The sequence below is a fragment of the Sphaerisporangium dianthi genome, from assembly GCF_042654065.1.
GTDB classification, from domain to species: Bacteria; Actinomycetota; Actinomycetes; order Streptosporangiales; family Streptosporangiaceae; genus Sphaerisporangium; species Sphaerisporangium dianthi.
The window spans coordinates 28,397-53,357 of sequence record NZ_JBHSFP010000002.1 but is presented as its reverse complement, the minus strand read 5'-3'; the positions used below and the strand labels follow the sequence as shown (position 1 = coordinate 53,357).

24 protein-coding genes are annotated in these 24,961 nt (G+C 71.4%); 9 read left to right on the top strand and 15 right to left on the bottom strand.

Going from position 1 to position 24,961, the window contains the following annotated elements; all coding sequences use genetic code 11:
• The first annotated feature begins 34 nt into the window (after window positions 1–34).
• The gene (locus ACFO60_RS03245; RefSeq protein ID WP_380836599.1) at window positions 35–2,356 is read left to right on the top strand and encodes a DEAD/DEAH box helicase; all 2,322 of its coding nucleotides are present in this window, start codon (window positions 35–37) and stop codon (window positions 2,354–2,356) included.
• A gap of 50 nt (window positions 2,357–2,406) precedes the next feature.
• Here ACFO60_RS03245 and ACFO60_RS03240 read toward each other — a convergent pair whose 3' ends face one another.
• From ACFO60_RS03240 to ACFO60_RS03205, 8 genes are all read right to left on the bottom strand, one after another.
• Window positions 2,407–2,763, bottom strand: a complete 357-nt coding sequence (locus ACFO60_RS03240; protein ID WP_380836596.1) for an Rv3654c family TadE-like protein — start codon at window positions 2,761–2,763, stop codon at window positions 2,407–2,409.
• Between the two features lie 120 nt (window positions 2,764–2,883).
• Window positions 2,884–3,267, bottom strand: a complete 384-nt coding sequence (locus ACFO60_RS03235) for a TadE family type IV pilus minor pilin (RefSeq protein WP_380836593.1) — start codon at window positions 3,265–3,267, stop codon at window positions 2,884–2,886.
• 340 nt (window positions 3,268–3,607) lie between these two features.
• Window positions 3,608–3,838 (bottom strand): DUF4244 domain-containing protein, encoded by a 231-nt coding sequence (locus tag ACFO60_RS03230; protein WP_380836590.1) that lies wholly within the window; start codon window positions 3,836–3,838, stop codon window positions 3,608–3,610.
• A gap of 355 nt (window positions 3,839–4,193) precedes the next feature.
• Window positions 4,194–4,763 carry a type II secretion system F family protein gene (locus ACFO60_RS03225; RefSeq protein WP_380836587.1) on the bottom strand — a complete coding sequence of 190 codons (570 nt, stop codon included), beginning with the start codon at window positions 4,761–4,763 and terminating at the stop codon, window positions 4,194–4,196.
• A 446-nt stretch (window positions 4,764–5,209) separates the two neighbouring features.
• A complete protein-coding gene (locus ACFO60_RS03220) occupies window positions 5,210–5,929 on the bottom strand; it encodes a type II secretion system F family protein (RefSeq protein ID WP_380836584.1) in 720 nt (239 codons plus the stop codon).
• Between the two features lie 266 nt (window positions 5,930–6,195).
• Window positions 6,196–7,353, bottom strand: coding sequence for a TadA family conjugal transfer-associated ATPase (locus ACFO60_RS03215; RefSeq protein ID WP_380836581.1), 1,158 nt, complete (start codon window positions 7,351–7,353; stop codon window positions 6,196–6,198).
• A 292-nt stretch (window positions 7,354–7,645) separates the two neighbouring features.
• The gene (gene ssd, locus ACFO60_RS03210; protein ID WP_380836578.1) at window positions 7,646–8,686 is read right to left on the bottom strand and encodes a septum site-determining protein Ssd; all 1,041 of its coding nucleotides are present in this window, start codon (window positions 8,684–8,686) and stop codon (window positions 7,646–7,648) included.
• Window positions 8,687–9,761: 1,075 nt separating this feature from the next.
• Entirely contained in the window at window positions 9,762–10,697 is a 936-nt protein-coding gene (locus tag ACFO60_RS03205; protein ID WP_380836575.1) for a Fic family protein, read from the bottom strand.
• A 409-nt stretch (window positions 10,698–11,106) separates the two neighbouring features.
• Here ACFO60_RS03205 and acs point away from each other — a divergent pair, with 409 nt between their 5' ends.
• The 4 genes from acs (at window position 11,107) to ACFO60_RS03185 (ending at window position 15,607) form a co-directional block, all read left to right on the top strand.
• Window positions 11,107–13,083: an acetate--CoA ligase gene (acs, locus tag ACFO60_RS03200; protein ID WP_380836572.1), complete on the top strand. Its 1,977-nt coding sequence runs from the start codon at window positions 11,107–11,109 to the stop codon at window positions 13,081–13,083.
• Between the two features lie 254 nt (window positions 13,084–13,337).
• Complete coding sequence (locus ACFO60_RS03195) at window positions 13,338–13,937, top strand: phage holin family protein (RefSeq protein WP_380836569.1); 600 nt, start codon at window positions 13,338–13,340, stop codon at window positions 13,935–13,937.
• Between the two features lie 8 nt (window positions 13,938–13,945).
• Window positions 13,946–14,872, top strand: coding sequence for an alpha/beta fold hydrolase (locus ACFO60_RS03190; protein WP_380836566.1), 927 nt, complete (start codon window positions 13,946–13,948; stop codon window positions 14,870–14,872).
• Between the two features lie 72 nt (window positions 14,873–14,944).
• Window positions 14,945–15,607: a DUF309 domain-containing protein gene (locus tag ACFO60_RS03185; protein ID WP_380836563.1), complete on the top strand. Its 663-nt coding sequence runs from the start codon at window positions 14,945–14,947 to the stop codon at window positions 15,605–15,607.
• A 113-nt stretch (window positions 15,608–15,720) separates the two neighbouring features.
• Here ACFO60_RS03185 and ACFO60_RS03180 read toward each other — a convergent pair whose 3' ends face one another.
• Window positions 15,721–16,911: a MarP family serine protease gene (locus tag ACFO60_RS03180; RefSeq protein ID WP_380836560.1), complete on the bottom strand. Its 1,191-nt coding sequence runs from the start codon at window positions 16,909–16,911 to the stop codon at window positions 15,721–15,723.
• 61 nt (window positions 16,912–16,972) lie between these two features.
• Between ACFO60_RS03180 and ACFO60_RS03175 the strand changes: the two genes are divergently transcribed.
• Entirely contained in the window at window positions 16,973–17,623 is a 651-nt protein-coding gene (locus ACFO60_RS03175) for a HEAT repeat domain-containing protein (protein ID WP_380836557.1), read from the top strand.
• A 62-nt stretch (window positions 17,624–17,685) separates the two neighbouring features.
• On the opposite strand, the gene ACFO60_RS03170 is transcribed toward ACFO60_RS03175, so the two are convergent.
• Window positions 17,686–18,333 (bottom strand): NUDIX hydrolase, encoded by a 648-nt coding sequence (locus tag ACFO60_RS03170; protein WP_380836554.1) that lies wholly within the window; start codon window positions 18,331–18,333, stop codon window positions 17,686–17,688.
• 199 nt (window positions 18,334–18,532) lie between these two features.
• Window positions 18,533–19,189 carry an endonuclease III gene (nth, locus tag ACFO60_RS03165; RefSeq protein ID WP_380838068.1) on the bottom strand — a complete coding sequence of 219 codons (657 nt, stop codon included), beginning with the start codon at window positions 19,187–19,189 and terminating at the stop codon, window positions 18,533–18,535.
• A gap of 192 nt (window positions 19,190–19,381) precedes the next feature.
• Between nth and ACFO60_RS03160 the strand changes: the two genes are divergently transcribed.
• Window positions 19,382–20,062 carry a Crp/Fnr family transcriptional regulator gene (locus tag ACFO60_RS03160; RefSeq protein WP_248962393.1) on the top strand — a complete coding sequence of 227 codons (681 nt, stop codon included), beginning with the start codon at window positions 19,382–19,384 and terminating at the stop codon, window positions 20,060–20,062.
• 28 nt (window positions 20,063–20,090) lie between these two features.
• Here ACFO60_RS03160 and ACFO60_RS03155 read toward each other — a convergent pair whose 3' ends face one another.
• The 4 genes from ACFO60_RS03155 to ACFO60_RS03140 form a co-directional block, all read right to left on the bottom strand.
• Window positions 20,091–20,894 (bottom strand): MBL fold metallo-hydrolase, encoded by an 804-nt coding sequence (locus ACFO60_RS03155; protein WP_380836550.1) that lies wholly within the window; start codon window positions 20,892–20,894, stop codon window positions 20,091–20,093.
• Window positions 20,891–21,754, bottom strand: coding sequence for an NUDIX hydrolase (locus ACFO60_RS03150; protein ID WP_380836547.1), 864 nt, complete (start codon window positions 21,752–21,754; stop codon window positions 20,891–20,893). The genes ACFO60_RS03155 and ACFO60_RS03150 overlap by 4 nt, the downstream gene beginning before the upstream one ends.
• Before the next feature lie 72 nt (window positions 21,755–21,826).
• Window positions 21,827–22,288, bottom strand: a complete 462-nt coding sequence (locus ACFO60_RS03145) for a RidA family protein (protein ID WP_380836544.1) — start codon at window positions 22,286–22,288, stop codon at window positions 21,827–21,829.
• Complete coding sequence (locus ACFO60_RS03140) at window positions 22,285–22,440, bottom strand: DUF4177 domain-containing protein (protein ID WP_248962398.1); 156 nt, start codon at window positions 22,438–22,440, stop codon at window positions 22,285–22,287. The genes ACFO60_RS03145 and ACFO60_RS03140 overlap by 4 nt, the downstream gene beginning before the upstream one ends.
• Before the next feature lie 184 nt (window positions 22,441–22,624).
• On the opposite strand from ACFO60_RS03140, the gene bagA reads away from it, so the two are divergent.
• Both bagA and bagB read left to right on the top strand, forming a co-directional pair.
• On the top strand, window positions 22,625–23,629 hold the full coding sequence (bagA, locus tag ACFO60_RS03135) for an ATPase BagA (RefSeq protein ID WP_380836541.1): 1,005 nt from the start codon (window positions 22,625–22,627) through the stop codon (window positions 23,627–23,629).
• 58 nt (window positions 23,630–23,687) lie between these two features.
• On the top strand, window positions 23,688–24,860 hold the full coding sequence (gene bagB / locus ACFO60_RS03130; RefSeq protein ID WP_380836538.1) for an ATPase BagB: 1,173 nt from the start codon (window positions 23,688–23,690) through the stop codon (window positions 24,858–24,860).
• Window positions 24,861–24,961 lie beyond the last annotated feature (101 nt).

Genomic DNA, 24,961 nt, shown 5'->3' with positions numbered 1-24,961 from the left:
ACGAAATCACGACTCCGGGCGACTCTCCCCCAAGATGCCAAACTGGAAACCAGTGACTCCGACTACATCATCCTCGCGGCGAGCGGACCCGATCATCGCTCGCCTGCTCGGCGCACCCGCGCGTCGTGAGCGCATCACACATGTAGAGTACGTTCCCGCACGTCAGGCAGGTAAGGCCCAATGGCCGTCCTGGGTCGACGAGTTGCTTGTCAGCCGTCTGCGAAATCTGGGCGTCGAGGGCCTCTGGGAGCACCAGGCAACCGCCGCTGAGCTGGCACATCGTGGCCAAAACGTGATCATCGCGACAGGGACGGCCTCAGGAAAATCTTTGGCTTACCTGGTGCCGGCCGTGTCCGAGATCCTGTCCGGCGGCTCGGTTCTGTACCTGACGCCGACCAAGGCCCTCGCCGCCGACCAGCTGCGGTCGGTGCGTGACCTCAAGATCGCTCAGGTGCGCGCCGCGACCTACGACGGGGACACGCCGCCGGACGAACGCCAGTGGGTGCGCCGGCACGCCAACTACGTGCTGACCAACCCCGACATGCTCCACCGGTCGATGTTGCCGCGTCACGCGTCGTGGTCGTCGTTCTGGCGGCGGCTGCGGATGGTGGTCGTGGACGAGTGCCATGGGTACCGCGGTGTCTTCGGGTCCCACGTGGCCCAGATCCTGCGGCGCCTTCGCCGGATATGCGGCAAATACGGCTCCAGTCCGGTGTTCGTGCTGGTCTCCGCGACCGTGAGCGACCCCGCCGCGGCCGCGATGCGCCTGACAGGCCTTGAGATGGCCGAGGTGGCCGCCGACGCCTCTCCCAGGGGTTCTACGACCTTCGCGCTGTGGGAGCCGCCCCTGACGGACCTGCGGGGCGAGGGGGGCGCCCCCGTCAGGCGCACGGTGACGGCCGAGGCGGCCGACCTCCTCACCGATCTGGTCATCGAGGACGTCCGCACCCTGGCGTTCGTCCGCTCGCGCCGCGCAGCGGAGACGATCTCGCTCATCGCCCGGGGGAACCTGGAGGAGATCTCACCCGAGCTCCCGGCCAGGGTGGCGGCCTACCGGGCCGGATATCTCGCCGAGGACAGGCGCGCCCTGGAGCGGGCGCTGCGGTCTGGTGAGATCACCGGCCTGGCGACGACGAACGCGCTGGAGCTCGGCATCGACGTGTCGGGACTGGACGCCGTGCTCATCGCGGGATGGCCCGGCACCCGCGCCTCCCTGTGGCAGCAGGCCGGCCGCGCCGGGCGCGACGGCCAGGACGCCCTCGCCGTGCTGATCGCGCGAGACGACCCGCTGGACACCTACCTCGTCCACCACCCGCAGGCCCTGTTCGGTCAGCCGGTGGAGGCCATCGTGCTCGACCCCGACAACCCGTACGTCCTCGGCCCGCACCTGTGCGCGGCCGCGGCCGAGATCCCGCTGACCGAGGCCGACCTGGCCGTGTTCGGCCCGGCGTCGGAAGAGGTGCTCGACGACCTCGTCCGGCGCGGCATGCTCCGGCGCCGCCCCCAGGGGTGGTTCTGGACGCGTCGCGAACGCGCGGCGGACCTGGCCGACATCAGAGGCTCCGGCGGGCCTCCGATCGAGGTCGTGGAGTCCTCCACAGGGCGACTGCTCGGCACCGTCGACGAGCCGTCGGCCCACACCGCCGTCCACACCGGCGCCGTCCACATCCACCAGGGCGACACCTACCTCGTGGACGAGCTGGACCTGGACGCCGGCGTCGCCCTGGTGTCGGCGGCCGAGCCGGACTACTCCACGTTCGCCAGGGACGTCACCGACATCTCGGTGCTGGAGTCGCTGCGGTCGCACGCCTTCGGACCGGGCGAGTTGCATTTCGGGACGGTGGAGGTCACCCGGCAGGTCGTGTCCTTCCTCAAGCGCCGCGTCCAGACGGGCGAGGTGCTCGGCGAGGAACCCCTCGACCTGCCGCCCCGCACCCTGCGCACCCGTGCCGTGTGGTGGACCCTGCCCAGCACCGTCGTGGCCCCCCTGCTGGCCGAGGGCCTCGACCTCGGCGGCGCGGCGCACGCGGCCGAACACGCCTCCATCGGCCTGCTGCCGCTGTTCGCCACCTGCGACCGCTGGGACATCGGCGGGGTCTCCACCGAGTTGCACCCCGACACCGGCCTGCTCACGGTCTTCGTGTACGACGGCCACGAGGGCGGAGCGGGCTTCGCCGAACGCGGCTACGCCCGCGCCTTCGACTGGCTCACGGCCACCCGCGAGGCGATCGCCTCCTGCGAGTGCGAGCGCGGATGCCCTTCCTGCATCCAGTCTCCCAAATGCGGCAACGGCAACGATCCCCTCGACAAACAAGGAGCCATCCACCTCCTCACCACCCTCCTTCCCTCCTCCTGACGACGGATCTGAGGAACACGCGGATCGGGCTAGAGGACACGCGGATCGGGCTATCGGGGACCCGCACGCGCTTCAGCGGTGGCGTGGTGATCGCCGAACCATGGAAGCCGCAGGGGGACCTCGACGCGGACGACGACGACCGTTCCCCGGACCTGGCATCTGGTGATCGAGGCGTGATTGGCGACAGCGAGGTCGCGGGCGTGCCGGCACGCGGTCTCGGGAGCGATAAGGACACGGCTCGCCCCTGCCAGAGCGCTGAGATCGGCGGCGGACCGGGCTCGATGCCGGGCTATGCGTGCCGCCCCTGCCAGCACCAACGTCCCGGCCGTGAACCAGATCAACGCCATGGACGCGACCACCCAGATGGTGCCCGACCCACGATCACGCGCCCCTGTTCGCTCGTGCATGCCCGCTCCTCCCACGGTGATCAAGGCCATCCGGCCGGACCGTCGCACATGCCCGCCCCTCCCAGGGCGATCAAGGCCATCCGGCCGGACCGTCGTACATGCCTGTTCCTCGCATGGTGATCAAGGCCGGCCCGCCAGACCGTCGGCTGATGCCTGCGCCTCCTTCGTGACAGCGGCCTCCACTCCCCACTCGGTGGCCGAGACCGCCGACGCGCCCACACGCACCGGCGGCATTCCGATGGCCCAACTCGGCCGGATGGAAGCCGTGATCGTCACGCGGCTCTGCCGTGCGTCGAGGGTGACCGAGACGGCCGCACCAGGCGGGGCGGCGCTGCCGGCGGCCTGCCGGACGGCTTCCAGCGCCTCACCGCGGGCCGCCGCCCTGGCCCCCGCCCGGGCGGCGTCGACACATTCGAGATGAGCCCCCACCGCCGTGATGGCCCACAACGCCGCTCCCAGCACCAGCGCCAGCGAGGGGAGTGCGACCGCCGTCTCGGCCGTCACCGAACCGGACTCCGATCGCGGGCGAGGTGCACACCATCTCCACCGCATGGACCTCCGCCACCACGTCGAACCGGCTGGACCGCGCTGAGCGCAGGATCTTGATCTGCGCTGGATGCAGATCGCCCTCTTGCATGCGCCGGAGATGGAGGGCTCCAGTTCTCCCGGGGTCGTGCGCGATGCCCTTCTCCGGCCCGTCATCTCGCCGCTCGGCCTGGCGCTCACCCGAGGAAGGCGATGAGAAGGGACCGGATCAAGGGCGGCGGCGGCCGCCACCGCATTCACGTTCACGCCTTTCTTGCGGTGGAGTCTTCGTGGTGGGGTTGCCATGGCGGCCGGCGGTTCACCCGGCGATCTTCAGGGCCCGGCCGATGAGGTCGGACAGCATCTTCCTCACCTCGGGACTGCTTACGATCTTGAAGAGCAACCCGGCGAAGGCACACGCGGCGATCGTGCCCACCGCGTACTCCGCGGTGGACATGCCGGCCTGCGCCCTCAGGCGGGCCATCCGGACGAGCGCCCACGCGGATGCCTGGACGCCGGCCCGCAGGCGCTGCGGCCGGCGATGCGTCACCGCCTCCTTCCCGCCCCGCATCGATCGCAGCGCACGCCGCCCCCACCGACGGATCAACTTGCGCATCGGACCTCCCCTTGAGTCGTCTTCGTGGCCGTGAGGGGTGTGACCCGCATCGACCCTGACCAGCGAGGACAGCTTCGCCGAGCAGGGCGGCACGATTCCTGGCCGAACGACGTTCTGTGGACAGTTCGCCGAGAACGGCGAGTCCCTGTGGACAGTTCGCCGATGACGGCGAGTCCCTGTGGATGGTCCGCCGAGCCCGGCGAACGCCTGTGGACCACGCGTGGAGGAGGACACCCGTCGACGCCGCCCGCGCTGATCTGGCCGGACGTGCCGGATGCATCCATGGATGTCAGTCGCCGAAGACCTGGCCTGCCAGGCCCGCGACCACCGGGACGACCCCCAGGAGCACGAACGCCGGCAGGAAACACAGTCCGAGAGGTGCGACCACCTGGACGCCCACCCGCCGTGCCGCGGCGGAGGAGGCGGCCCGAGCGTCCTGGCGGGCGTCATCGGCGAGCCGGGACAGCACATCCGCGACCGGGGCGCCGCTGAGTGCGGCGCGCAGCATGCCGCGCGCCATGGCGGCGAGCGGCCGGTCGCCTTCGAGCGCCGACCAGGCGTCCTCAGGGCGCGCGCCGAGCCGCAGCTGGCCGGTCACCCACGTCAGACGCTCACCGAGAGGACCGCCGACCCCCGCCGCGGCGGCCTGCACCGCAGCGCCCACCGGCTGACCTGCCCGAAGACAGGCGACCATGAGGTCGGCCGCGAAAGGAAGATCGACCGTGATCCGCGCCTGCCTCCGGCGAACCTCGCCGGGTTGTCCGCGACGGCCGATCACCAGCACCAGGCCACCCGCGCCCGCCCCGCAGACCACTCCTGGCACGCCACCGATGAGCGCGATGCCACCCGCTGCCGCCACGATCGGCGGAATCGCATCCCGAAGCGTGTACGGCCTGCGGCCGGCCGCCCCTTGGGCCGGCCCGGGCCGGCCCGGCCCGCGAGACCGTTGGGTGCTGTTGCGGCCGGGCACCGGCAAGCCCGAGCCGCGCCACCCTCGGCGTTCATCCGGCTCAAGCGGCAGCCGGAACACGGAGATCTTGGCGAGCCGTTCTCGCGCGTCCCAAGGAGTGAACCAGAGCCACGCGGAGAGCGCGGCCAACCCCACAGCGAGCAGGATGCTCATAAGCCATCCGATCATTCGTCTCGTTCGCGGACCGGCCGAGCCCGGTCGCCCCGGATCGCGGACGAGACAGACCGGCAAGGTCATGACGGAAACGGAGGCAGGCGCCGCCTCGACCTCACGCGCCTGCCATCGGGGCCGGTCTCACGTCCATGCCTCGACGACTTCCGCGCGCGCCGCTTGCCTCACGCGCCTGCCTCTTGAGCGTGCGACACGAGCCGGTTCATCCACCAGACACCGGCCACATCGAGCAGCACACCGGCACCGAGGCACACCACCCCGGCCGGCCCCCCGAGCAGGAAGTGCAGCGGGCGCAGGCCGAGACCGGCCGCGAGCAGGACACCGAGCAGGGGAAGCCCCGCAAGCAACCGGGCCGTCGAACGAGGCCCTGCCAACTGGGCCGCCACCTCGGAGCGGTGGGCCTCGGCCTCCCTCAGGGAGCGACCCACGCGTTCCACCAAGGCCGTCAAACTCGCGCCCGAGGCCAGGCTGACACGCCAGCAGGCCGCGAGGCGCCTCAAGCCCTCACCTCCATGCTCGGGAGCGGCTCGCTCCAGGGCCGAGGCCACGTCTCCACCGTCGCGGGCGATGGCGACGACCGGGCGGAGGACCGCGGGATCGGGAAGATCGACACACGACACGGCTCGCGCCAGGGCGTCCCCTGGTGTCCGCCCGCTCGCCAGCTCGGCGACGAGGGCCCGGCACAGTTCGATCGACGCCCTTCGCCAGGCGGCGGCCCGACGAGCCCGGCTCTGCCGACGGACGACACGCGACAAGTGATCGACGAACGGCCATCGCACATGATTTTCGGCGCGCGTCAAGGCGGCCAGCCGGACGGTCGCGGCATCGGGGCCGGACCACACCCCTGCCGCGACAGCGATCAAGATCACACCAACGGCCAGCACTCGACGCTCCTTCCCGGGCACAACCCCGGCCGCGGCCGGTGGCCGCCTGATAGCGCACCGTCCACCTACATCCGCCCCGTCCGGTGGCAGGGCGCTTCTCGGCCGCCCGCGTGGTCAGGCGCCGAGAGCCGCCTCGGCGGTGTGAGCGACCCTCACCGAGGCAGGGCCCCAAGGGCGCCTGCCACCACGCGCCCCTCACCACGTGCCCGCCACCACGCACCGTCAGGACGTGCCTGCCATCACGTGTTCGCCATCACGGGCCCGGGTCATGGGAGAGCGCCGGGGGCTCTGGCGAGGAGGGCGGGGAGGGCCGGGCCGGGCCGGGGTGCACCGGCGGCGGGGAAGGTGAGCGCGGGAACCACGCGGACGAAACCGGACGGCTCGCGTTCCATGAGGCATATCTCAGCGACTCTGCGCCGGCCGCCGCCGGGATCGCGGACCACATGGATCACCGCGTCGAGCGCCGCGGCGAGCTGGCTGTGGACGGCTTCTCTGGACAGACCCGCGGCGCAGGCGAGTGCCTCGAGCCGTGCGGGCACGTCGGCGGGATTGTTCGCGTGCAGAGTGCCGCACCCACCGTCGTGACCGGTGTTGAGAGCGGCCAGGAGGTCCACAACTTCCGCTCCGCGCACTTCTCCGACGACAAGCCGGTCCGGTCGCATGCGGAGCGCCTGCCGGACGAGATCGCGCAGTCCCACCCCGCCGGCCCCTTCCAGGTTGGACGGCCTGGTCTCCAGGCGGACGACATGCGGATGGATCGGGCGGAGCTCTGAGGAGTCCTCCACGAGGACCAGCCGCTCACCTGGGTGGGCGAGCGACAGCATTCCGGACAAAAGTGTGGTTTTTCCAGTGCCTGTGCCGCCGGTCACCAGGAACGCCAGCCGTGAGACGACCATCGCGCGTACCGCCGCGGCCCCCGGGCCGGGAACCAGTTCGTCCAATGTGAAGGATCTTCGTGGTGGTAGCCGCAGGGACAGGCAGGTGCCCTCGGAGGCGACCGGCGGCAGGATCGCGTGCAGGCGCACCCCGCCCGGCAGCCGGGCGTCGACGTAGGGGCAGGCGTCGTCGAGACGCCTGCCCGCGGCCGCGGCCAGCCTCTGGGCGAGCCGCCGCACCTCGTCGTCACCTGAGAACACCACAGAGGTGCGCCTCAGGCCGTCGCCGGTGTCGACCCAGACCTCACGGGCGCCGTTGACCAGCACATCGGTGACATCTGGCTCGGCCAGCAGGGGTTCGAGCGGCCCTGCGCCGATCAGGTCGGCGCGCAGGGCACGGGCGACGGCGAGGACCTCGGCGTCGCCGAGCACCGCACGTTCGGCGCGGAGAGCGGCGGCCACCTGGGCGGCCGAGGGGTCGGCGCCGGTGCGAGCCAGGCGCACCCGTACGGCTTCCACCAGGTCAGGGGACACCACGGCGCGGTTCATCGGCGAACCACCGTGCCATGAGGCGGACAGGAACGTCCGCCCGGCGAGGGTGCGCTGACACTTCGGCTCGCGTCTGCGGCCCTCGGCGCGGCGAAGGTCCGTGGCGACGCGGCGGGACCCCGTGGCGACGCGGCGGGACCCCGTGGGGACGCGGCGGGACCCCGTGGGGACGCGGCGGGACCCCGTGGGGACGTGGCGGGACGGGTCGGGGCCGGCGTGCTGTGACCTGGTGCGCGGACGGCCGCTGTGGTCGTGGCCGCAGGGAGGGTGAGGGTGTGGTGGGGCCGGTAGGTCATCGGGTCTCCAGGGTCGCCAGGAAGTCGGCGCAGAAGCGGCCGAGCGGCGTGCGGTCGCCCAGTGGTGGCGCGTCACCGCGGTTGAGGACGTCGGCGAGGCCTCGCTGATCTTCGAGGACTCCGACGCAGGGCACCCCCAGCGAGTGCGTGATCACCTCTGGGAGCAGCGCGCCGGCGCGGACCACGACGCCGAGAGCGGAGGTGTGCCGGCTGACGTCGATCAACAGCTGTGACGCCGAAAGCACCCCCCGCACATCCGCGGGCACGAGCAGCAGAGTGGAGACCGCCCGCGAAAGGGCCTCGCCCGACGCGGGGCCGACGTGCCGCGGTAAGTCGACGACGATGAGATCGCACCCCCTGTGCGCCGCCTCGAGAACGGCCCGCATCGCTTCGGGAGGGATGGGCGGGGACTCTCCTCGATGCCATGACAGCACCGTGAGCTCGCCCATCGTCGGCAGGGCGGCTTGGAGCGCCGTGAAACTCACCCGGCCTTCTCGCTCGACGATGTCGGGCCATCGTGCCCCGATGGCGTGCTCTTGGCCGAGGATGACGTCTATGCCGCCGCCGAGCGGGTCGGCGTCCACCAGGAGCGTGCGCAGACCTCGCCGCGCCCCGGTGAGGGCCAGGGACGCCGCGAGCACACTCGCCCCGGCGCCGCCGCTGCCTCCGATGACGCAGACGGTCTCACCCGCCCTGATCACCGGTTCGGACGCCTCGGCGAACTCGTCCACCAGTCGCCTTTCGGCCTCCGGCAGTTCGAGGACCGCTTTGGCGCCCACGGCCACGCATCTTCGCCAGACGGCGGGATCATCGGACGCCCTGGTGACCAGGAGCACCCCCTGGCGGGGCGGTGGCCCGGCCGCGGCGAGGGCATCGGCCGAGTCGGCGCCCACGACGACGAGCGGCGCACGCTGCCAGTAGGGCCTGGCGTGCGCGGGTGCGTGCGCGACGTCGATCTCGACACCCGCGGCGGCGGCGACCCGCAGGAGATCGTCGAGCAGGTCTTGATCTTCAGTGATCACCAGAGGGCGGTGCATGTGGTGGCCTCCCTGTCGTCGGGAGCCCTCACCTTGCACGATCTCCCGCTCGGCCCATGGCGGCGAACGGCGTTCTGTGGATAACGACGACACGGGAGGCGGCGGGGGCCTGGGCCGTGGGGTGCCGGGACGCGACGCCCATGAAGTACGCCGGCTCGGCGGCCTGGCGTGGCGTGGCGTGGCGTTCAGGAGAGGATCACGGGTCGCCCGGTGGTGCGTCTGCGCGGCGGCAGGGATGGTGTTTCGAGAAAAGGGCGACCCCCGCCGGGGGGGGGAGAGCGGGGGTCGCCAACCGGTCCGGCTCCGGGGGGGTAGAGCCGGTCCCGTTTTAGAAGAAAGCCTTCATCGCCCGCTGCGGCGCGGCAAGGGTCTGCAAAAATCTTACCCAGGAACCAACGCCACAGTCATGTGGACACCAACGTATGGTGCCCGATGAACTCAAGTTCCGTCGAGAAGCAAACTCTGATTTCCGCGAGTTTTTTTCCGCCGTAGCGGATCGGCTACTACAAGTATGCGAAAAACGCCCCGCGGAGGCCGATCACCGTCGGTGATCGAAAGAGGTTCACGCCGGGCTGTCAGGATCGCCGAGAAGGCGCGCGAAGGCCCCGAGCGCGGCCCGAGGAGCCCCCAGGGACGACATGCGAGCGAGCGAGCGTTCGGTGCACGCGACACGCAGAAGTCGGTAAAGGTCTTGCTCCAAGGGGTTCCCATCAGGCGGGATCCGACGTAGAAAGGTTGCACGGACTGAGTGTTCGAGTGCGACCACCGGGTACCCACGCGCGACCAGCCGCGGGAGGCGCGTCGAGACGGGCTTGTCCCGCTCCGACGATTTGAGGTGCACGCTTGGTAACCCGGTGTGGCGCACTGGCGACGGCGCCCCAGACCAGGGGCGCCGTTCGCTTGTGTCCGGAGCCGATATCACTCCTGAGGCGCCGACCGTAAATCTCCCTCAAGGGTGTCCGTTCAGGGACAAGGCTTTCACTCCCGGACGGCGCCGGCCCCCGTTCGGCCCCCTGTCGGCGTGATCTCGGCGTCTTTGGTCCGTGGCGGCGGTCACGGCCGCACAGGCGCGGGCTCAGCCTCGTTGCAGGGCCTCGCAGATGGCCGTCGCCTCGCGGACGCCGAGTTCGACGGCGGCGGCGCAGTGCCGCACCCAGCCCGCGACCCCCTCGCCGGTGCCCTTGAGGTACCCCCGCAGGCTCTCCGCGTACGCGTCGCCGAGGTCATGGTGGCCGACCTCTACCGCCACGAGCGATTTGGGGTCCAGCCCGAACTCCACGAGCGTGAGCCGCTCGGCGGCCCGCGCCACCACGCCGTCCACGGTTCCGAAGGAGCGGACGGCGATCAGCTCGGCGTGCACGATGGCGGCGAGTACCAGCGCCGGGGCCTTCGTCGGCGTCGTGATCAGCGTCACCAGGGAAGCGACGCGCACGGCCGCCGCCGCGGCGTCGGGAGCGGGGCCGAGATCGAGGAAGCCGGGCCCTCCGGCGAGGGTGCCGAGGTCGGCGTCGCCCCCCTCGCCCGTCGGCGACCTGCCGGGCTCGGACCCCTCGGCCGTCACCAGCGGGCCGGGGTCGGCCCCCTCGGCCGTCCCGCGGCGGGATGCCTCGCCCGTCGACGGCCGGTCGCCGAGTGGGGTCTCCGTGCGGGGGCGGCCGAGCAGAGGGCCGGGCAGGAGCCCCGCGGCGGCCAGGGCGTGCAGGCGGGCGAGCACCTGCCTCGGCGCCGTGCGCCAGGTGACGCCGAGCCGCCCGATCTCGGCGGACGCGCGCAGCGCCCCGGCGGCGACCGTCGACCCCGCCTCCCCTGACCGCAGCACCTCCAGCGCGACGTCGGCGCCTTCGAGGGCTGCCGAGGCGCGCGCGCCGCGCAGTGCGGACTCGGCGGACACCTCCGGGCCGCGGCGGCGCAGGACGCGATGCCCGTACAGCCGGTCGACCGCCGCCCGGGCGTTCTGGACGGCCTCCGGAACGCCGGGAAGCCCGGCGATGACAGCCAGTGGGTCGCTCACGCCTCCAGACCCTACCCGCGAGTACGATGCTGACATACGGCAGCGGAGTTCAACGGCAGGTCAAGAGAAGTTCACGGGCGTACCGGCAGGACGGGCCGCGGGTTCACCGCGTCGCCAAAGACGCCTCCAGAGCGCACCGGCCGGGGAATGGAGGCACCGTTCGGCGCGCGGTTCACACCGTTCAACGAGCACACCGCGAATGGGCCTTCTGTGCTCGCGGCTTTTATCGTTGGATATCATTTCCACAACGAATCCGCCGCTTTTGTGACCGCATGTAAAGCCCGTTGTGAACATCCGCGGATGTGACGGCCGACGGGCGTAACCGGTCGGTCCCCCCTTGTCCCGCCACCGCGAGACTGGTGAAGTGGGACCCAGCCCAATCGAGACAGGCCATGTGAAGGAGTACGTTGTGGCCCCGGAAACCCCTGGTCGTGAGACCCAGGAGACTCTGTCGAACCTGCTGCGCGAGAGCCGGCGCTTCGCGCCGCCGCAAGATCTCGCCGCGGCTGCGAACGTCACGGCCGACGCCTACGACGAGGCGGCGAACGACCGGCTCGGCTTCTGGGAGCGGGCGGCGGACCGGCTGAGTTGGGGGCGGCGCTGGGAGACGACTCTTGAGTGGAACCCGCCCTTCGCCAAGTGGTTCCTGGGCGGCACGCTGAACGTCGCCTACAACTGCGTCGACCGGCATGTCGAGGCCGGCCGAGGCGACAAGGTGGCCTACCACTGGGAAGGCGAACCAGAGGGTGACACCCGCACGCTCACCTACGCCGACCTGCAGCGCGAGGTGAGCAAGGCGGCCAACGCCCTGACCGAGCTGGGCGTCGGCGAGGGCGACCGGGTCGCGATCTACATGCCGATGATCCCCGAGCTGCCGATCGCCATGCTCGCGTGCGCGCGCATCGGCGCGGTCCACTCGGTCGTCTTCGGCGGGTTCTCCGCCTCCGCGCTCAGCGGGCGCATCAAGGACGCCGACGCGAAGCTGGTCATCACCGCGGACGGCGGCTACCGGCGCGGGGCCCCGAGCGCGCTCAAGCCGACCGTGGACGAGGCCGTCGCCGAGTGCCCCGGCATCGAGCACGTGCTCGTCGTCCGCCGTACCGGCCAGGACGTCCAGGTGACCGACAAGGACGTCTGGTGGCACGACGTCGTCGACCGCCAGAGCGAGGAGCACAAGCCGGCGCAGCACGACGCCGAGCACCCGCTGTACATCCTGTACACCAGCGGCACGACCGGTAAGCCGAAGGGCATCCTGCACACCACGGGCGGCTACCTGACCCAGACCGCCTGGACCCACCACGCGGTGTTCGACCTGAAGCCCGAGTCGGACGTCTACTGGTGCACGGCCGACATCGGCTGGGTGACCGGGCACTCCTACATCGTGTACGGGCCGCTGGCCAACGGCGCGACGAGCGTGATCTACGAGGGCACGCCGGACACTCCGCACAGAGGCCGCTTCTGGGAGATCGTGCAGAAGTACGGCGTGACGATCCTGTACACCGCGCCCACCGCGATCCGCACGTTCATGAAGTGGGGGGACGACATCCCCGCCAAGTACGACATGTCGTCCCTGCGGGTCCTGGGGTCCGTCGGCGAGCCGATCAACCCCGAGGCCTACGTCTGGTATCGCGAGCACATCGGCGGCGACCGCTGCCCCGTCGTGGACACCTGGTGGCAGACCGAGACCGGCGCCATCATGATCAGCCCCCTGCCGGGCGTGACGTCGGGCAAGCCGGGCGCCGCCATGCGGCCGCTTCCGGGCATCGTGGCCGACGTCGTCGACGACCAGGCCAAGTCGGTGCCCGACGGCGGCGGCGGTTTCCTCGTCGTCCGCGAGCCCTGGCCGTCCATGCTGCGCGGCATCTGGGGCGACGACAAGCGCTACGCCGACACCTACTGGTCGCGCTTCGAGGGCATGTACTTCCCCGGGGACGGCGCCAAGCGCGACGAGGACGGCGACCTGTGGCTGCTCGGCCGGGTCGACGACGTCATGCTGGTGTCCGGGCACAACATCTCCACCACCGAGGTGGAGTCGGCACTGGTGTCGCACCCCAAGGTGGCCGAGGCCGCGGTCGTGGGCGCCACCGACCCGATCACCGGCCAGGCCATCGTGTCCTTCGTGATCCTCCGCGGCAACGCCGAGGAGGGCACGGACATCGCCAAGGAGCTGCGCGACCACGTGTCCAAGGCGCTCGGCCCGATCGCCAAGCCCCGTCAGATCCTGGTCGTCCCGGAGCTGCCGAAGACCCGGTCAGGCAAGATCATGCGCCGCCTGCTCCGCGACGTGGCGGAGAACCGCAGCATCGGCGACGTCACCACCCTGGCCGACAGCTCCGTGATGACGCTGATCTCCGAGAAGCTCCCCTCCACGTCGAGCGACGACTGATCCAGATCTGGAGGTCTTCCAGGACGCGGGTCGCCCGCGGGTGATCGCTGAAGGGTGCGGATCCGGCCGGAGAGGCCCCGGATCCGCACTCGCGGCGTTCCGGCCGCCTTGATCGGAGAAGTACCGGGCATGTCCGGTGGCGCATGGCCGCCCGCATCGATGCGCGAGTCCGATGCGGCGAACCGGGTGGCGAGGCGGAACGATGGACACCACGCAGGATGAATGTGACCGCAACACCCGATAGGAGAGCACACATGGCCGCTCCAACCGAGGAGGAATCGCTCGGCGCACTCGTCGCCCAGGCGAGCCACCACATATCGACTCTGGTCCGCTCCGAGATCGAGCTGGCGAAGGCCGAGCTGAAGTTCGACGCCAAACGTGTCGGCACGGCCGTCGGGCTGTTCGGTGTGGCCGCGTTCATGCTGCACCTGTGCCTGATCCTTGCCTCGTTCGCCATCGCCTACGGCCTGGTACAGCTCGGCATGATGCCGTGGCTGGCGTTCACGATCGTGACGGCGTTCTACTTGGTCATGGCGCTGCTGCTCGCGTTCGTCGGCTACCGCCGCCTCAAAGGGCTCGCCGGGATGAAGCGCACCGCCCGCAGCCTGAAGAACCTCAAGGACGTCGCAAGGCCCGGTGAGGAGGAGCCCGTCGCCCTTCCCACTCCCTCACCGCGCCCGGCTCCCGAGCCGTACCGCGGACCGACCGCGGGACAGGTCGGCCACCACCGCGTGCCGCTGGCCGGCTCGTCCGCCTCGGCCCCGGCCGGCTCGGCCGGCGGGCCGACCGCGGGTCCCTCCGGGGCCACGGGCGCCGGTGACCCCGACTCCGGGCGCACGAGCCCCAGCCCGTGAGCCGCCCCATGAGCGCGCGCCCCGACGAGTCGCTGGCCCACATCCCCGGGCCCTGGACCCACCGGTCCGTCCATGCGGGAAACGGCATGTTCCACGTCGTGGAGGCCGGCGACGGGCCGCTGGTGCTGCTGCTGCACGGCTTCCCGCAGTTCTGGTGGACGTGGCGGCACCAGCTCGAGTCCCTGGCGGCCGCCGGCTACCGGGCCGTCGCCGTGGACCTGCGAGGGTACGGGGCGAGCGACAAGCCGCCCCGGGGGTACGACCTGCCGTCGCTCGCGGGGAGCATGGCCGGCCTGGTCCGCGCGCTCGGCGAGACGAGCGCCGTGGTCGTCGGCCACGACTGGGGCGGCCTGGTGGCGTGGACCATGGGCGCGACGGACCCGAAGGTCGTGCGGCGCCTGGTCATCGTGTCCGCCGCGCACCCGCTGCGGCTGCGCCAGGCCATCATCGGCAGCCCGTTCGGCCAGCTCAAGGCCAGCGGGCACATGCTGGGGTACCAGCTTCCCTGGATTCCTGAGCGGCGTCTGACCAAGGACGGCGCCGCGCAGGTGGGGCGGCTGCTCGACGCCTGGTCGGGGCCGGGCGGGTTGGAGGAGGATGTCGCCGCGACCTACCGCGGCGCCTTCAGCATCCCCACCGTCGCCCACTGTGCGCTGGAGTACCACCGGTGGTTCGTCCGCTCGCAGCTCCGGCCGGACGGCATGCGCTACCGCAGGCTCGTGCGCACCGAGCTCGAGATGCCGGTGTTGCAGTTGCACGGCTCGCTGGACACCTGCGTGCTGCCGCGCACCGCGCAGGGGTCGAGCAGGTACGTCGCCGCGCCGTACCGGTGGCGGCTCTTCGAGGGCGTCGGGCATTTCCCGCACGAGGAGCAGCCGGAGCAGTTCGACGCCGAGCTGCTGGGCTGGCTGGGCGACCCCGAACCCGACAGGTGACGACGTCTCCAGCCGCCGGCCCACGGCGTCGCGAGCCTGGAGGAGGATGGGAGTACCCAGGAGGGACGGACGATGAGCGGCCACCAGGCGAGCCAGGACGGGCAGGACGGGCAGCGGACCGGACGGGCAGGAACCTCCGCGGGACGGGATCCGGATCCGCGCCGGAGAGATGAGGATCCGGCGGGCCGGGGCACCGATCCGGCGGGCCGGGACCAGGATCCGGCGGGACGGGGCACCGATTCGACGAGACGGGACCGCGATCCGGCGGGACGGCCGCGCAACGCGCGCCCGCGTGACGCGCTGGGCCGTCCCCTCCCCAAGGGAGCGCAGGGCGTCGAACGCGTCCCGGACGAGTACGCTCCAGGCACCGGGCAGGCCGTCGCCGACGCGCTCGCCTACCTCGCGGAAGAACGCCCGTTCCACGCCCACGAGGTGCTGGAGGCGCGGTGGAAGACGGGGCCGGACGACGAGCGCGAGCTGTGGCAGGGGCTGGCCCAGATCTGCGTGGGTCTCACGCACCTCCAGCGGGGCAACACCCGAGGCGCGGCCACGCTGCTCGGCCGGGGCGCCGACCGGGTCGCCCGGTACGACGCCGGGAGCGGCGGCGCGGCGCGTCCCATCGATGTGGCGGCGGCGGTTCGCGCCGCCCGTGATCTCGCCGAGCACCCGGCGACCCCGCCCTCCGTGGCCGTCGCCCGGGTCGCGGACGCGTTCAGGGCCGCACGCCCGAGCTGACCCGGGCGGCGTACGGAGGCCCGGAGCGCGAGGCGATGGGGATCAGGCAGCGCATGGCCGCGCGGACGAGGAAGACCGGCCGCGGCATCGCACGACCGCGCGGCCTGCGGAGATCAGTCGCAGTCCTGGGTGTCCACGCGGGCCACGGCCGCGCTGCCCTCGTCGGTGTCAGGCCGTATCTCGGCGGCGGTGAGCGCGTACCCGACGTCCGACTGGTCGGTCGCCGCGGCGAAGATCACGCCGTACACCTGGCCGGTCGGGGTGAGCAGCGGGCCGCCGGAGTTGCCGGCCTGGACCAGCCCTCGGATGGCGTACACCTCGCGGGTGACCGTCTTGCGCGAGTAGATGTCCGACGCCTTGGCGTTCTGCTTGACGCGGATCCGCGCCGGCCTTGTCGTGAAGCCCTTGCCCTTGGGGAACCCGGCGATGATCGCGTCGTCCTGGCTCTCCGCGGTGTAGTCGAACTTCAGCGGCGTCACGTCAAGGTCGGGGACGTACAGGACGGCGATGTCGCGGTCGGGGTTGTAGAGCACCACCTGGGCGTCATGCCCGACGCGCTTGTCGTCGGTGACCCGCAGCGCCTGGGTGACTCCGGCGACCACGTGCGCGTTGGTCAGGATGCGGTGCGGGGCGAAGACGAAGCCGGTGCCCTCGATGAGCTTGCGGCAGGCGGGCGCCGTCCCCTGGACCTTGACGATCGCCCGGCGGGCCCGCTTGAGCTGCGGCTCCTGGAGGACGCTGGCGTCCGGCGGCGGCACGTCGACGAACGTCCCGCCCCCGATGGCGTTGAACACCTGCGGGAACTCGGAGCTGTCGACGAACTCCTTGAAGGAGAGCTGCCATTCCTTGGCCTTCTCGGGCATCGCCCGGTCGACGGTGCGCAGGAGCAGCGAGCCGTTGGTCTGCTGGCTCAGCCAGGGGAAGGGGGCGACGGAGAGCAGCGAGCCGATCAGCCAGGCGATGATCAGGACGGACAGCGCGCTGGTGAAGGTGCCGCCGAGCGCGTCCACAGTGCGGGCGGGCTCCCAGGTGACGTGGCTGCGGACGACCGCGCCGATCGTGGAGGAGGCGAACTGCCCGATCACCGCGGCCAGGAAGACGATCACTATGGCGAGCAGTGCCTGCTCGGTGGACCCGCTGACGACGGCATGGGCGATCGGCGGGGCGATCAGCACCCCGAGGACACCTCCGCCGACGAAGCCGAGGAAGCTGAAAGCCCCGATGATGAACCCTTGCCGGTAGCCGGACACGGCAAAGGCGATCACGAGAACAATCAGGATGAAATCGAGGAGATCGCCGCTCACGCCTCAACGGTATCCAGCGCGGCCACGAGCCGTGCACTCGTTGGCTCGATATCGTTGCGGCATGGTATCGATCGGGGGGTCGAACGACGGGCGCGCGGACGGCAACCCCGCGACGGGTGGTGCCACCGTGCCCGAAGGCAGGCCGCGGTCCTGGATACGCAACCTCCGCTGGGTGCACGCGGACGCGGGCGTGTCCCCCGAGTTGGCGAGGCTCGGCGTCGGCGAGTTGATCGCCGTCGCCCTGGAGGACGACGACCCGGACGGCCCCGCCAGGTGGAAGGCCGTGGACGCGCTGCACGCGCGAGGTGATCTCGAGACCTTCACCGAGGCCAGGCGGCTGTGCGCGAGCGATTCGCGCGCCGAACGCGTCCTGGGCGTCGACATCCTGGGCGAGCTGGGCACGCCTCAGCGGCCGTTCGTCGACAAGACCCTCTCGGTCCTGCGCTATCTCGCCGCCTCGGACGACGACGTCCGCGTGCTCCACGCGGTGCTGATCGCTTTCGGGCACCTGCGCGATCAGCGGGCCCTGCCGTCGGTGATCGAGCTGTCCACGCATCCCGACCCCACCGTGCGCTACGGCGCCGCGTACGCGCTGTCGCACGTGGTCGGCCGCCCTCCGGACCCGGCCGGCCTCGCGGCGCTGCGCCGGCTGGCCACCGACCCGGACGAGGACGTGGCCGACTGGGCGGCGCTCGGCCTCATCCTCCCGTGATCGCCCGCTGAGGGGCGGCAGAGCCGGAGAGGCCGCGACGTCGGGATGTGCGCCGTATGTCGCTATCGGCGGGCCAGGCGGAGCATCTCGGGGGGCAGTTCCTCGACGCGCTCGTCGTCCCAGGGCCGCTCGAACCCGGTGGCCGCCAGCACGTCGTTCAGGATGCCGGCGGTGAACCCCCAGACCAGCATGCCGCGCACCTTGAACGCCGGCCCCGCGAAGCCGCCGGGGAGGCGCAGCCGCAGGCGGTTGCGCGGGTCGGCCAACTCGCCGACCGGCACGCGGGCCACCGCGTCGACCTCGTCGGGAGAGGCCGCGTGGACGGCGCATGGCGTGTGCCACCAGCCGAGCACCGGGGTGACCCTGTTGTCGCTCCGCCAGACGTAAAGCTCAGGGAGCGTGCCCACCACGCGCACGCCGCCGGGGTCGAGGCCGGTCTCCTCCTCGGCCTCGCGCAGTGCCGCGCCGACGGGGCCGCCGTCGCCGGGGTCCACGCCTCCGCCGGGGAAGGCGGGCTGCCCGGCGTGGTTGCGCCCCTTGGCGCTGCGCTGGATCAGCAGGACGTCGGGGCCCTGCTCGGACTCGCCGAACAGCAGCAGGACGGCCGCGGCGCGTCCTCCGGCGGCCGGGGGGCGCAACGCCGCGGGAACGGGACGGTGGACGGCGTTCGCCGCGAGATCGTTCAGCCAGCCGGGCACGGGAGCAGTCATGCCACACCTCCTGCGGGGAGCAACATCGGCCGTATCCGGCAGCTTCCCGCGCCTGAGACGAACGGTCGCCGGGCGGGAAGCCGGAGCGCTCGCCGGGCACGTGGCCAGGGGCGCCGGTTCGCGGGTCGGCGGGAAAGGTCGGGAGAACGGGGAAGACTTAGGACAAGAACGGACAGGCTAGGGGAAGACGGGAGAGAGGCTAGGAGAAGGGGCCGGTGCGGACGAGCTTGGCGGCCTGCTCCGGATCGGTCGGGCCCTCGCCGAAGGACGGGCAGAGGCTCGCCAGCGGGCACACGCCGCACGCGGGCTTGCGGGCGTGGCAGATGCGACGCCCGTGCCAGATCAGATAGTGCGACATGTCGGTCCACTGGCTCTTGGGGATGAGCTCGCCCACCGCGTGCTCGATCTTCACCGGGTCGGTCTCGGTGGTCCACGCGAAGCGGCGGGTGAGGCGCTGGAAGTGGGTGTCGACCGTGATGCCCGGCACGTTGAAGGCATTGCCGAGGACCACGTTGGCGGTCTTCCTGCCGACCCCGGGGAGCGTGACGAGGTCTTTGAGCTTGCCGGGCACCTCGCCGCCGTAACGCTCGCAGACGGCCTGGGCCATGCCGATGATGCTGTTGGTCTTGGCGCGGAAGAACCCGGTCGACCGGATGATCTCCTCCAGCTCCGCCCGGTCGGCGCCGGCATAGTCAACTGCGGACCTGTATTTGGCAAAGAGTACCGGAGTAACCATATTGACCCGTTTGTCCGTACACTGCGCTGAGAGGATCGTCGCGACCAGCAACTCAAGCGGGTTGTCGAAGTCGAGCTCGCAGTGGGCGTCGGGATACGTTTCCGCGAGGATTCGGGTCATTCGTCGAGCTCGGCGCACCAGGGCGAGCCGGGACTCCCCTGCGGAGGTCACTTTGCGAGGCACCCCGACAGCCTACGCGGACAGGCTCCATGCGACCCCCTTGATGCAGTACGTCACAATGTCTAGCAGCGAGCGCGATCCCCAGATGTGGCGCGCAGGCGTGGTGGCGCGACCACTGGACGAGGAGGCACCGTGAATACCGACGACGTGCTGGGTAAGGCCCCTTTGTTCTCCGCGCTCGACCGTGAGAGCGCCGCCGCACTCCGCACGGGCATCTCCGAGGTGGAGCTCCACAAGGGACAGACGCTCTTCAGCGAGGGCGAGACGGGTGACCGGCTCTATGTCGTGCTGGACGGCAAGATCAAGCTGATCCGCACCGCACCCGACGGCCGCGAGAACCTCCTGAGCGTGCTCGGGCCGAGCGAAATGTTCGGCGAGCTCTCCCTGTTCGACCCAAGGCCCCGCACGGCGAGCGCCATCGCCCTGACCGACGTCAGGCTGGCCGGGTTGGGGCATGACGACCTGCGCCCCTGGCTGACCGGACGCCCCGAGGTCGCCCTGCACCTGCTCCGCGCCCTGGCCCAGCGGCTCCGCCGCACCAACGACGTCATGGCCGACCTGGTGTTCACCGACGTGCCCGGCCGCGTCGGCAAGGCGCTGCTTGACCTCGCCGAGCGGTTCGGCCAGCGCACCGAGGAGGGCCTGCGGGTCCATCACGACCTCACCCAGGAGGAGCTGGCGCAGTACGTGGGCGCCTCCCGCGAGACGGTGAACAAGGCTCTCGCCGACTTCGCGCAGCGCGGCTGGCTCCGCATCGAGGCCAAAGCCGTCGTCATCATGGACGCCGACCGCCTCTACGCCCGCTCGCGATAGGCAGGCCCGGCGTGGCGCCCTGCGGGGGTCAGGCGTTCAGGCCGTCCAGGTAGGACAGCTGCGCCCGCACTGACATCTCGGCCGCCGGCCACAGATCTTCGGGGACCTCCGCGTAGACGACTCTGACGATCTCCTCCGGAGTCCTCGCGCCCTCGTCACGGGCTCGCCTGATCTGATGCAGGCGCTCGCGTCTGTGGGCGATGTAACCGTCCAGCGCGGTGATCGGCTCCGGCAGCAGCGGCCCGTGGCCGGGCAGCAGCGCCCGCGCCGCCACGATCTCGGCACTGGCCCGCAGCCGGTCGAGGCTGCGCAGGTAATCGCCCAGATCGCCGTCGGGCGCGATCACGGTGGTGCCCCGGCCGAGGACGGTGTCGCCGGTCAGCATGGCCTCGTCGCCCGGCAGCCAGAAGCACAGCGAGTCGAACGAGTGGCCCGGCGTGCCGATGACCCGCAGTTCGAGATCGCCGGCCGTGACGACGTCGCCGTCCCCGAGCCCTTCGTCCCCGAGGACGTGCCCGGGGTCGAGGGCGCGTACGCGCGCGCCCACCATCTCGGCGAAGCGCCGGGCTCCGCCGCTGTGGTCGTCGTGGCCGTGGGTGAGCAGGATCGCCTCCACCCGCCGCCCGGCGAGGTGACCGGCCACCCGCCGCAGGTGCCCCTCGTCGTCAGGGCCGGGATCGACCACCAGGACGGACCGCGCGCCGGGCTCGCCGATGACCCAGGTGTTGGTGCCGTCGAGCGTCATGGGAGAGGCGTTGGGCGCCAGGAGGTTGGTGGCCCGGGCCGTACCGGCTCCGTCCAGGCCGTCCACGGGGATTCGGAGACCGCTCATGGCAGACGATAATCCTCATCGGGTATGACCAGCCACATCTCGCCGTCCACCTCGGCGGCGTGCGGTTTGAAGGTCACGATCTCTCGCTCGCACGCCAGGACGGCACCCACATCGTCATACTGCGATAATTCGGTCAAGGTGCGGAAGGTCGGGGGCATCAGCAGGATCTCGCCGTTCTCGGCCCGCTCGATCGCCTGCGCCGGGCGCAGCCATGCGACCTCGTCGGCCTCGCCTCCCACGTCGCGGGTGCGCTGGCCCGGAGGCATCGCGGCCACGAAGAAGCGCGTGTCGAACCGCTTGTGCTCGACGTCCGGCGTGATCCAGTGGGCCCACGGCCGGAGCAGATCGGCGCGCAGGACCAGGGCGCGCTTGTGCAGGAACTCCGCCAGAGACAGGCGCCGCTCGATCAGCCCCTCGCGGTCGGCCTCCCAGTCGTCCCCCGTGGTGTCGGCGACCACCGTCTCCGGGCTCGGGCCGGCCAGCAGGACCCCGGACTCCTCGAAGGTCTCGCGCACGGCCGCGCAGACCAGGCCGCGTGCGGTGGTGGCGTCGGCGCCGAACACCCGGCCCCAGATCTCGGGCGGCGGCCCGGCCCAGGCGACGTCCTGGTCGGCGTCACGCGGGTCCACCGACCCGCCCGGGAAGACGTACGCGCCCGCCGCGAAGGCCATGCTGGCCGCCCGCCGGAGCATGTAGACCTCGACCCCTGCGGCTCCGGAGGGCGGATCGGCGGGAACCGGGCCGTTCGGGCGAAGGAGCACCACGGTGGCGGCGTCCCTCGCGGGCACGGGCTCGATCTGCCCGGCGAGGATCTCGCGGGCGCGCACGCCCAGCGCTCCGGGGAGCGGGATGCCGTTCATGCGACCTCCGTGGTACGCGGCCCGCTCCATGGTCCAACCGAACGGGACTCGGCCGGACCATGGTGTCATGGGCTATCGGACTTCGGCGATGAGCTCCACCTCGACCGGGACGTCCAGCGGGAGGGCGGCCACCCCGACGGCGCTGCGCGCGTGGATGCCCGCGTCGCCGAAGACCTCGCCGAACAGCTCGCTGGCCCCGTTGACGACCTTCGGCTGGTCGGTGAACCCGGGGGCGCTCGCCACGAAGCCGACGACCTTGACGATGCGCACGATGTTCCCCAGGCCGCCCGCGGCCTGGGCGGCGGCGGCGATGCCGTTGAGCGCGCACACCCTCGCCTGCCGCTTGGCCTCTTCGAGCGTCACCTCGGCGCCGACCTTGCCCGTGGCCCCGAGCTTGCCGTTCTCCATCGGGATCTGGCCCGACACGTACACGTGGTCGCCGGTGCGGACGGCGGGCACGTACGAGGCCAGCGGCTTGACGACCTCGGGCAGAGTGAGCCCCAGCTCCTTCAGGCGTTCCTCAGGCGAGCTCATGCCTTCTCCCGCTTCATGTAGGCGACGAGCTGCTCGGGGTTGGGCCCCGGGATGACCGTGACGAGCTCCCAGCCGTCCTGCCCCCAGTTGTCGAGGATCTGCTTGGTGGCGTGGGTCAGCAGAGGGACCGTCGCATATTCGTAGCGCTTCATGGTGGAACTGTAGACGGGCCGGACGGCTCCAGGCGGCCCGGCCGCCACGGTTGTGGACAACTCCGTCCCGAACGCCCCGCCCTGTGGACGACCGGCCGCGCGGCGGGTGTGACCTGCGTCCCAGGTGCGCTCTGAAGAGGGCGGACGGCGAATCGGAAAGTGACTGTTGGGTAGCCTTCGAAGGGTGAGTGCTCGCGACACCGATTGGGACGGCGTACGACTCCACGTCGTGACCGGCAAGGGCGGCACGGGCAAGACGACCGTGGCCGCCGCGCTGGCCCTCGCCCTCGCGGCGGGCGGCCGGAAAGTGCTGCTCGTCGAGGTGGAGGGACGCCAAGGCATCGCCCAGGTCTTCGACATCCCGCCCCTGCCGTACGAGGAACGCAAGATCGCCGTGGCGCCGGGCGGCGGCGACGTGTACGCCCTGGCCATCGACCCCGAAGAGGCCATGCTCGAGTACGTCGAGATGTTCTACGGGATGCGCCGGGCCGGCAAGGCCCTCAACAAGATCGGGCTGGTCGACTTCGCCACGACCATCGCCCCGGGCCTGCGTGACGTGCTCGTCACCGGCAAGACCAGCGAGGCCGTGCGCCGCCGCGACAAGGCCGGCAGACGCGCCTACGACGCCGTCGTCATGGACGCCCCGCCCACGGGGCGCATCACCCGCTTTCTCAACGTCACCAGCGAGGTGGCCGGGCTCGCGCGCATCGGGCCGGTGAAGAACCACGCCGACCTGGTCCGCGGGGTCGTCGCCTCGCCCGAGACCGCCGTGCACTTCGTCACGCTGCTGGAGGAGATGCCGGTACAGGAGACGCTGGACGGCATCGAGAGCCTCCACGAGGCCAAGCTGCCCGTCGGCGGCGTCTTCATCAACATGGTGCGGCCCGAGCTGCTGCCCGAGGCCGCCCTGGACGCCGCGGTCGACGGCGGCTTCGACCCCGGCGAGCTCGCCCTCGGGCTCAAGGCCGCCGGCCTGGCCGAGGGCGCGGCCGGCGCGTCCGAGATCGCCGAGGCGCTGGCCGAGGAGATCACCGAGCACGCGCGGCGCACCGTCCTTGAGCGCCGCGAGCGGCAGTCGCTCGCCCGGGCCAAGACTCCGCAGTACGAACTGCCGCTCCTGCCCGACGGCGCCGACCTCTCCGGCCTGTACGAGCTGGCCGAGGCGATGCGCTCCCAAGGGGCCGCATGAGATCTCGCCCCGTGAACGGCCCCCGCCACACGAACTCTCGCTCAAGGGAAACGCTCGCATGACCGCCTCCGCCACGGCTACCGCGGGTCATCCCGGGGACGGCCCGCGCCGCACCTCACCGGTTCTCCACATGGACGCCGTCCTGGACGACCCGCACACGCGCATCGTGGTGTGCTGCGGCTCGGGCGGCGTGGGGAAGACCACCACGGCGGCGGCCATCGGCCTGCGGGCGGCCGAGCGCGGCCGGCGCGTCGTCGTCCTCACCGTCGACCCGGCGCGCCGTCTGGCGCAGTCGATGGGGCTCACCGAGCTGGACAACACCCCGCGCCTGGTGGACGGGGTGGAGGGCACGGGCGAGTTGCACGCGATGATGCTCGACATGAAGCGGACGTTCGACGAGATCATCGAGGCGCACGCCGACCCCGAGCGCGCCCGGCAGATCTTGACCAACCCCTTCTACCAGTCGCTGTCGTCCAGTTTCTCCGGCACGCAGGAGTACATGGCGATGGAGAAGCTCGGCCAGCTCCGCCGGTCGGACGACTGGGACCTGATCATCGTCGACACGCCCCCGTCCCGGTCGGCGCTGGACTTCCTCGACGCCCCTGAGCGGCTCGGCCGCTTCCTCGACGGACGCCTCATCAGGATCCTCATGGCGCCCGCCAAAGCCGGGGGCAGGAGCGCGTTCAAGCTGCTCAACGCGGGTTTCAGTCTGGTGGCCGGCGCGCTGACCAAGATCTTGGGCGCGCAGTTCCTCAAGGACATCCAGACCTTCGTCGCCGCTCTGGACGCCGTCTTCGGAGGGTTCAGGCAGCGGGCCGAGCAGACCTACCGCCTGCTCCAGGCTCCCGGCACCGCGTTCCTCGTCGTGGCCGCGCCCGAGAGGGACGCGATGCGGGAGGCCTCGTACTTCGTGGAGCGACTGGCCGAAGAGAGCATGCCCTTGGCCGGTCTGGTGATCAACAGAGTTCATCGCTCGCCTGCGCCGGCCCTCTCGGCCGCCCGCAGCACGGCGGCCGCAGAGGACCTGGAAGCGCGTGGCGAGCATGAGCTCACGGCCGCCGTGTTGCGGCTTCACGCCGGACGTATGCTGCTCGCCGCGCGCGAGCATCGGGAACAGGAGCACTTCGCATCGGCCCACCCCACTGTGCCGATCGCCGAAGTGCTCGCCATGCCGGAGGACGTGCACGATCTCGCCGGTCTGCGCGAGATCGGCGAACTTCTCGCCTCCTGATTTCGCCCGGTGGCGCGGTTCACGACCACCGGACGCGTCTTTCACTCTGATGACACGACTCAGGGGGCCGTGATCAGCCCCCCGGCGCCTGGTGGGCCCGA